We start from the raw sequence: 7390 nt of genomic DNA, 5'->3' as shown, positions 1-7390 counted from the left end.
GCGGGGTTCGGCAAGTATTTACTTGCCGAACCCCGCCCAATCTGGTTGCGTTGAAAGCTACTTCGCTTCTCCCAAGAGATTCACCAGTCGTGAAACGCCTTCGGCAAGATCAGCGTCACCCAAAGCGTAAGACATGCGGATATAGCCAGATGGACCAAATGCCTCGCCGGGAACTACGGCCACTTCGGCCTGTTCCAGAATGAATGCGGCAAGCTCGGCGCTGGTGTTGTTCACGACGCCGCGGATCTCGCGACCCAACAGGCCACGAACATCCGAGTAGGCATAGAAGGCACCCTCTGGGGTGGGGCAGTGCAAACCATCAATGGAGTTCAAGCCTTCAACGATGGCCAAACGGCGACGGTTGAAAGCAGTCTTCATTTCGTTCACTGCATCCAGTGGCCCGGCAACAGCCGCAAGTGCAGCGCGCTGGGAAACATTGGCAACGTTGGAAGTCGCATGCGACTGTAGGTTGGTCGCTGCCTTGATGACATCGGTTGGACCTGCCATCCATCCCACACGCCAACCGGTCATTGCATAGGTCTTCGCAACACCGTTGAGGATCACTACTCGGTCTTCAAGCTCCGGAACCAAAGTAGCGATGGAGTTGAAGTTTGCCTCGCCATAGGTCAGGTGTTCATAGATCTCATCGGTGACAACCCACAGGCCCTTGGAAGCAGCCCACTGGCCGATCTCGCGGATCTGTTCGGCGGAGTACACGGCACCAGTCGGGTTGGATGGCGAAACGAAGAGCAGCACCTTGGTGCGTTCGGTCAATACCGATTCGAGCTGCTCGACAGTAACCTTATAGCCCTGCTCTGGGCCAGCGAAAATCGACACTGGGGTACCGCCGGCTAGCTGGATTGCCTCCGGGTAGGTGGTCCAGAAAGGAGCTGGGACGATGACTTCGTCTCCTGGATCCAACAAGGTAGCGAAGGTGTTGTACACGGCCTGCTTGCCGCCGTTGGTAACCAGTACCTGGGATGGCGCTAGCTCGTACCCGGAGTCACGTAGGGTCTTGGCTGCGATGGCTTCACGCAATTCTGGGAGTCCTGCCGCAGGGGAGTAGCGGTGATTCTTCGGGTCCGCGGCCGCCTCGAGCGCTGCTTGAACAATGTAATCAGGGGTTGGGAAGTCAGGTTCGCCGGCGCCGAACCCGATGACCGGGCGTCCAGCGGCTTTCAAAGCCTTGGCTTTGGCGTCGACTGCGAGGGTCGCGGATTCAGAGATTGCGCCGATGCGGCGTGAAATGCGAGACATGTAAGAGTTCGTCCTGAAGTCTATGGGGAGAGCTGTTATTACCAAGTTTAGTTCCCCTGATGCTAGATCCTTCCTGAATGAGTGAACATGACATTAGTTGGACGTACTCAGGGGTTGATTCATGCGTTCTGCGCCACACTGCGGGTTGTCAGTTCGACAATTGTGATTTCGTTGCGTAAAGTTATTTCTCGTTGCTCAGAGAACGCATCGGATCAGGCCAAGGCATTCATCCGGTAAGATATTCTGAGTGATTGGAGCTGAGAAAAGCTCCGAAGGGTAGTGGCGCAATTGGTAGCGCAGCGGTCTCCAAAACCGCAGGTTGCAGGTTCGAGTCCTGTCTGCCCTGCGCAGTAGCGATTTATCGCTTAGCGAATTATCTCTCGTCACGGTGTGTTGAGGTCATTGAGACCACGGCGCACCGTGATTGTTTCAACTGGCCAAAAAAATTGAAACGAGGAAGAACGTGACCGAATCTGCTCTGAACTCTGGCGAGGGTCAGCAGAAAAAGGGCTTCTTTGCCCGAATCATGCTGTTTCTTCGACAGGTAATCGCGGAACTTAAGAAGGTTGTCACCCCAACCCGCAGCGAATTGCTCAACTACTTCTTGGTAGTTGTTGGATTCGTTATTGTGGTGATGCTGATCGTGACGGCCCTGGACTTCGTCTTCGGGCAGGGTTCGATCCTCCTGTTCACTAAACAGGTAGAACAGTAATTTAGTTGCCTCGGAGGTATAATCGCCCCGAGGCAATTTAGTGTCATTCAGTCAAAGAAAGCAGGAGCCGCAGTGTCCGACAAGGAACTCGAACCGCAGATTAATGACGAGGTCGAAAACGAGTTCGTTGAAGCCGACAGCGCTCAGGTAGATGTAGCCGCTGAGGTTGAAACCGAGCGAACCGAAACCCCAGCCGAAGAAGCAACTGACGCTGAGGTCGCAGAAGCTGCGGATGAAACTGAAGCTGAGGCCGAAGAAATCGCCGCTGAAGAAGAAGGCGAAGACAAGGTCGCTCGCCTCAAGGAAGAATTCCGCTCGAAGCTACGCCGCCTGCCAGGTGACTGGTTCGTTATTCACACCTACGCTGGTTACGAGAACCGCGTGAAGGTGAACCTCGAAACCCGTATCCAGACTCAGGATATGGAAGAGTTCATCTACGACATCCAGGTACCAATGGAAGAAGTCGTCGAGGTAAAGAACACTCAGCGCAAGATCGTTCGCCGCGTGCGCATCCCGGGCTATGTCCTGGTTCGTATGGAGCTCACCGACGCTTCTTGGGGTGTTGTTCGCCACACTCCAGGTGTCACCGGCTTCGTTGGGAACGCCCATGATCCAAACCCATTGAGTCTGGATGAAGTCTTCTCCATGCTTGAGCACACTGTGGTTGATCCAGTGGAACAGCCTTCGGCTACCAAGCCAGGACGTGCCCCAATTACTGAGGTCACCGTTGACTTTGAAGTTGGAGAATCGGTCATCGTTAACGATGGTCCATTCGAAACGATGCCGGCCACGATCTCCGAGATCAAGCTGGATGCCGCTCAGCTGGTTGTACTGGTTTCGATCTTCGAACGCGAAACTCCAGTGACCCTGAACTTCAACCAGGTCAACAAGATCCAGTAGTATTAAGTCTTCGTGTCCCGCATCGGTCGCTTATCGATATGTGGGCACGTTTGGCTGTCGCGCCACGATAGCCAGATCCCCGTGCCACGCTCCTGTGCCGCGGGAAACGCAAGAGTAAGAAGGACCCGACATGGCCCCAAAGAAAAAGGTCACCGGACTCATCAAGCTGCAGATCCAGGCAGGTGCTGCTAACCCAGCTCCTCCAATCGGTCCAGCACTTGGTCAGCACGGCGTCAACATCATGGAATTCTGCAAGGCTTACAACGCAGCGACCGAGTCGCAGCGCGGTAACGTGATTCCAGTTGAAATCACCGTTTACGAAGACCGTTCGTTCACTTTCATCACCAAGACTCCTCCTGCAGCTGAGCTGATCAAGAAGGCTGCTGGCGTTGCTAAGGGTTCGGGTACTCCACAGTCCCTGAAGGTTGCAAACCTGACCCAGGCACAGGTTGAGGAAATCGCCACCGCTAAGATGGCTGACCTGAACGCTAACGATCTTGCTGCTGCAGCAAAGATCATCGCCGGTACCGCTCGCTCCATGGGTGTCACCGTAGAGGGCTAATTCCGCCTTCCGCTGTTCACCTGTTGGATAGCAATCAAGAATTTAATCTAAGGCGAAACGATCATCTGATCGCTTCGTCCGTGGCAGGATCGCGCGCGGTCCACTTGACCACGACTGCATAAGGAGAAAACGCAGATGGCAAAGCGCAGCAAAGCATACGTAGCCGCCGCGGCTAAGATCGATGCCGACAACAATGTCTACGCTCCAGCTCAGGCAATTGCCCTGGCAAAGGAGACCGCAGGCGAGAAGACCAACTCGACCGTTGAGGTTGCTTTCCGCTTGGGTGTTGACCCACGTAAGGCTGACCAGATGGTTCGCGGTACCGTCAACCTTCCACACGGCACCGGTAAGACCGCCCGTGTGGTAGTTTTCGCTAACGGCGACAAGGCAGAAGCAGCACGCGCTGCAGGCGCCGACTTCGTTGGCTCGGACGACCTGATCGAAAAGATCCAGGGCGGCTGGGTTGACTTCGACGCAGCAGTTGCTACCCCTGACCTCATGGGTAAGGTTGGCCGCTTGGGTAAGGTACTGGGTCCACGTAACCTGATGCCAAACCCTAAGACCGGCACCGTAACCATGGATGTTGCCAAGGCTGTTGGCGACATCAAGGGCGGTAAGATCGACTTCCGCGTTGACAAGCACTCGAACCTTCACTTCATCATTGGTAAGGCTTCGTTCGATGCAAAGCAGCTGACCGAGAACTACGCAGCTGCTCTTGAAGAGGTTCTGCGCCTGAAGCCTTCGGCTTCGAAGGGTCGCTACATCTCGAAGGCAACCATCGCTACCACCTTCGGTCCAGGTATCCCTGTTGACCCGAACGTAACCCGCGTTGAGGCCTAAGCTTTATAGCTTTTGAATTCGAGGGAGCATGCCGAGCAATCGGTATGCTCCTTTGAAGTTTAATGACCCCTAGACGCCAGCGCCGAGGTCTCTAGTGGCGAGGTGACTAGGATCATGGGCGTGATGGCAGACTTCGATTTGCTGTGCTTCATTGATCTGTCTTAGACTAGAACTACCGAAGACCGTCGGTTGGACAAGATGATTTCATTTAGTCCCTAAAGGTCCGCAAGGACAACCAACGCAGGTTACATAGATTTGCTTTAACTTGAATGAGTTGAACTGCCCTGTGCTCCTGCGCGGGGCTATTTTTATGGCCTCGCCGGTTTTGAAACGGTACCAACAAATCCCCGGAAGGAGTGTTATGGCAACCCCGAGCAAGACTGTAGCGATTGAAGAAATCACTGCAGACTTTAACGAATCAACCGCGGCTGTCTTGACCGAATACCGTGGGCTTACCGTTGCACAGCTCAAGGATCTACGCCGCTCGCTTGGTCAGGAGACCAAGTACGCAGTTGTAAAGAACACCTTGACCGCAATCGCAGCTAAGAACGCTGGCATCGATGCATTCGATGAGCAGCTTTCCGGCCCAACCGCTATCGCCTTTGTTAAGGGCGACGCAGTTGCTGCTGCTAAGAGCCTCACGGAATTCGCCAAGACCAACGACAAGCTGGTCATCAAGACCGGCTGGTTCGAAGGCAAGGCGCTGGACCAGAGCGGCATCGCTGCACTGGCCGCACTGGAATCCCGCGAAACCCAGCTCGCTCGCGTTGCTGCAGTACTGCAGGCTCCGGCCTCCGCTGCTGCCCGCGTCGTCGAAGCACTGCGTGCAAAGCTCGAAGAGAACGGTGGCGAAGCTCCGGCAGAAGCTACCGAGGAAGCTCCGGCAGAAGCCTAAGCTTTCGCGATCTCTCGCAACGTAATCCCAAATTCATTCGGCCTTCGGGCCAAAACCGAAAGGACGCCGACCATGGCGAAGCTCAGCAACGAAGAGCTGCTTTCCGCATTCAAGGAAATGACCATCATCGAGCTTTCCGAGTTCGTTAAGGAATTCGAAGAGACCTTCGACGTAACCGCTGCTGCTGTTGCAGTTGCCGGTCCTGCTGCTGGCGGCGAAGCTGCTGCAGAAGAGAAGACCGAATTCGACGTTATCCTCGAATCGGCTGGCGACAAGAAGATCGCAGTGATCAAGGAAGTTCGCGCAATCACTTCCCTCGGCCTGAAGGAAGCTAAGGAGCTCGTTGACGGCGCTCCAAAGGCTCTGCTTGAGGGTGTTGCAAAGGACGCAGCGGAGAAGGCTAAGGAGTCCCTCGAGGCTGCTGGCGCTACCGTAACCGTTAAGTAAGTTCCGCGGTCACTCGCAACTTATTGCTAAGGGGTCCATAGGCGAAAGCCTGTGGGCCCCTTAGCCGTTAACTGAGCATTTCTTGGCAATTGTTTTATAACGTTTCTATTAACAGCGTTTATTCAAGTTCATTGCATACGCTGAATATGTGTCAAATTCTCTAGCTCCACGGACCCACGCACCTGCGCCGAGACTTGGTCTATTAGACGCACTGCGATTCAGCGCGGCTTTGGTGGTGGTCTTCTACCACTACACTGCTTGGGGTCATGAACACTGGGGGACTAAGGCCCCCGAGTTCTGGCCAGTCCTGTCAGAATTCACCCGGTACGGTCAGCTCGGCGTACAGCTGTTCTTCTTGATCTCCGGGTTTGTCATCCTCATGTCCGTGCAGGGCAAAAGCGTGATTGGTTTTATCGGATCACGAGTCGGACGTCTTTATCCGGCATATTGGATAGCTGTTTTGGCAGCAGCGGTACTGTCACTGAAGATTTGGCCGTCGGGGAACGATGGGCGTACAGCAAGCGATATCGTTCCCAACCTGACGATGATGCAGTCGGCCTTCAATATTCAGGACTTTGACGGGGTGTACTGGACCCTGTGGGTCGAGCTGAGATTCTATGTTCTGCTTGGCGTACTGCTGGCCTTGGGCTTCGTGAAAAACAAGCACATCATGTGGCTCTGCGCCATCTGGCCCGGCATTGGCCTGTACCTGCATTTCACCAACTTGGACAAGGCGCAGGACTGGTTCGCTGGACAGTACGCGGCGCTTTTTGCTGCCGGCATGATGCTGTACCTGATCTACCAAAACGGACACACCGTGGCCCGATGGGCTTTGCTAGTGATCGATACTGGCATTGCCGCATTCTTTACCGGAATCAAGGGGCACTTTGACGCAGACTACTTGTCAGGAATTCAGATTCCCGCATGGCATTTCCAAGTTCTTGCGGTGGTCTGTGTAGCCATCCTGGCGATCTGCACCCTGACCCCACTCAAGCACGTGCGCGCTCGGTGGATGGCCGTAGCCGGTTCGCTGACCTTTCCGTTGTATCTCTTTCACCAACTTTGGGGTTGGTGGATTATTGAAGAGCTCCACGCTTCGGTGAACAAATACGTTCTTCTCTTTGGACTTGTCGCACTCATGCTCGGCTGGGCGTACTTGGTGGCACGTTTCGTAGAGAAGCCAATGGGGCTTGCCCTGCGCAACGCAACCACCAAGTCGCTGACCGTTGGAGCTGAATGGGTCAAGGGTGCTGTTGCTAAGTCTCGGTTGCCTATGCCGGGGACGAGATATCAGCAATCGTGGCATCAAATCCGGTAACCAGATCGCGTGGTTTTACCAGCAGGCCATGACCACGGTCGCCACTGCCTAAGCCGATGCGCGTAGCTTCTGGTTCGTCAAAAACACTGGCATCAATAAACACGGGTAATACCGTATGCGACCCAAAGGGTGTGATGGTGCCACTTTCATAGTGGGTCACGTCCCAGGCAACGTCGGCCGGAGGCAGCGAAAGCTTGTTGACGCCCAACTGGTTACGCAACTTTGCCCAGTCAAGCTTTCGTCCCCCAGGTATCAATGCGAAGACGAACGTGTCATCCGACTTCTTGATCACTAGTGACTTCAGCAGGTCCCCGGGCTTGATACCAAGAGCTTCCGCCGCCTCTTCCAGAGAGTTCACTTTTTCGCGTGGCACCACCTCGATGGCAATGTTCCGTCGTGATGCATCCAAGCTAACTCGGGTCAATGCCTCATCTGATTGCAACTTATTCATTAGATCTC

Annotated in this window: 9 protein-coding genes and 1 tRNA gene; 8 read left to right on the top strand and 2 right to left on the bottom strand. The window is 54.7% G+C overall.

Annotated elements, in window-relative coordinates; all coding sequences use genetic code 11:
• Window positions 1-57: 57 nt before the first annotated feature.
• On the bottom strand, window positions 58-1257 hold the full coding sequence (locus FJV47_RS03510) for a pyridoxal phosphate-dependent aminotransferase (protein WP_159610011.1): 1200 nt from the start codon (window positions 1255-1257) through the stop codon (window positions 58-60).
• A 273-nt stretch (window positions 1258-1530) separates the two neighbouring features.
• Here FJV47_RS03510 and FJV47_RS03505 point away from each other — a divergent pair.
• The 8 genes from FJV47_RS03505 to FJV47_RS03470 all read left to right on the top strand — a co-directional run bounded on the left by FJV47_RS03505 (window position 1531) and on the right by FJV47_RS03470 (window position 6931).
• Window positions 1531-1603 (top strand) — tRNA-Trp (locus FJV47_RS03505).
• Window positions 1604-1720: 117 nt separating this feature from the next.
• Window positions 1721-1969, top strand: a complete 249-nt coding sequence (secE, locus tag FJV47_RS03500) for a preprotein translocase subunit SecE (RefSeq protein ID WP_159610009.1) — start codon at window positions 1721-1723, stop codon at window positions 1967-1969.
• Between the two features lie 72 nt (window positions 1970-2041).
• The gene (nusG, locus tag FJV47_RS03495) at window positions 2042-2869 is read left to right on the top strand and encodes a transcription termination/antitermination protein NusG (protein WP_159610007.1); all 828 of its coding nucleotides are present in this window, start codon (window positions 2042-2044) and stop codon (window positions 2867-2869) included.
• A gap of 130 nt (window positions 2870-2999) precedes the next feature.
• Window positions 3000-3431: a 50S ribosomal protein L11 gene (rplK, locus tag FJV47_RS03490; RefSeq protein ID WP_022874150.1), complete on the top strand. Its 432-nt coding sequence runs from the start codon at window positions 3000-3002 to the stop codon at window positions 3429-3431.
• Between the two features lie 135 nt (window positions 3432-3566).
• Entirely contained in the window at window positions 3567-4271 is a 705-nt protein-coding gene (gene rplA / locus FJV47_RS03485; RefSeq protein ID WP_159610005.1) for a 50S ribosomal protein L1, read from the top strand.
• A gap of 361 nt (window positions 4272-4632) precedes the next feature.
• Window positions 4633-5166, top strand: coding sequence for a 50S ribosomal protein L10 (gene rplJ / locus FJV47_RS03480; RefSeq protein ID WP_159610003.1), 534 nt, complete (start codon window positions 4633-4635; stop codon window positions 5164-5166).
• Between the two features lie 72 nt (window positions 5167-5238).
• Complete coding sequence (gene rplL, locus FJV47_RS03475; RefSeq protein WP_159610001.1) at window positions 5239-5613, top strand: 50S ribosomal protein L7/L12; 375 nt, start codon at window positions 5239-5241, stop codon at window positions 5611-5613.
• A gap of 148 nt (window positions 5614-5761) precedes the next feature.
• The gene (locus tag FJV47_RS03470; protein WP_159609999.1) at window positions 5762-6931 is read left to right on the top strand and encodes an acyltransferase; all 1170 of its coding nucleotides are present in this window, start codon (window positions 5762-5764) and stop codon (window positions 6929-6931) included.
• On the opposite strand, the gene FJV47_RS03465 is transcribed toward FJV47_RS03470, so the two are convergent.
• Window positions 6885-7382, bottom strand: coding sequence for an aminoacyl-tRNA deacylase (locus FJV47_RS03465; protein ID WP_159609997.1), 498 nt, complete (start codon window positions 7380-7382; stop codon window positions 6885-6887). The two genes, FJV47_RS03470 and FJV47_RS03465, sit on opposite strands and share 47 nt — an antisense overlap.
• Between the last annotated feature and the right edge of the window lie 8 nt (window positions 7383-7390).

The sequence above is a fragment of the Glutamicibacter sp. JC586 genome (genome assembly GCF_009805585.1).
In the GTDB taxonomy this organism is placed as follows: Bacteria; Actinomycetota; Actinomycetes; order Actinomycetales; family Micrococcaceae; genus Glutamicibacter.
The sequence above is the reverse complement of the archived record's forward strand: the minus strand, read 5'-3'. Positions and strand labels throughout refer to the sequence as shown.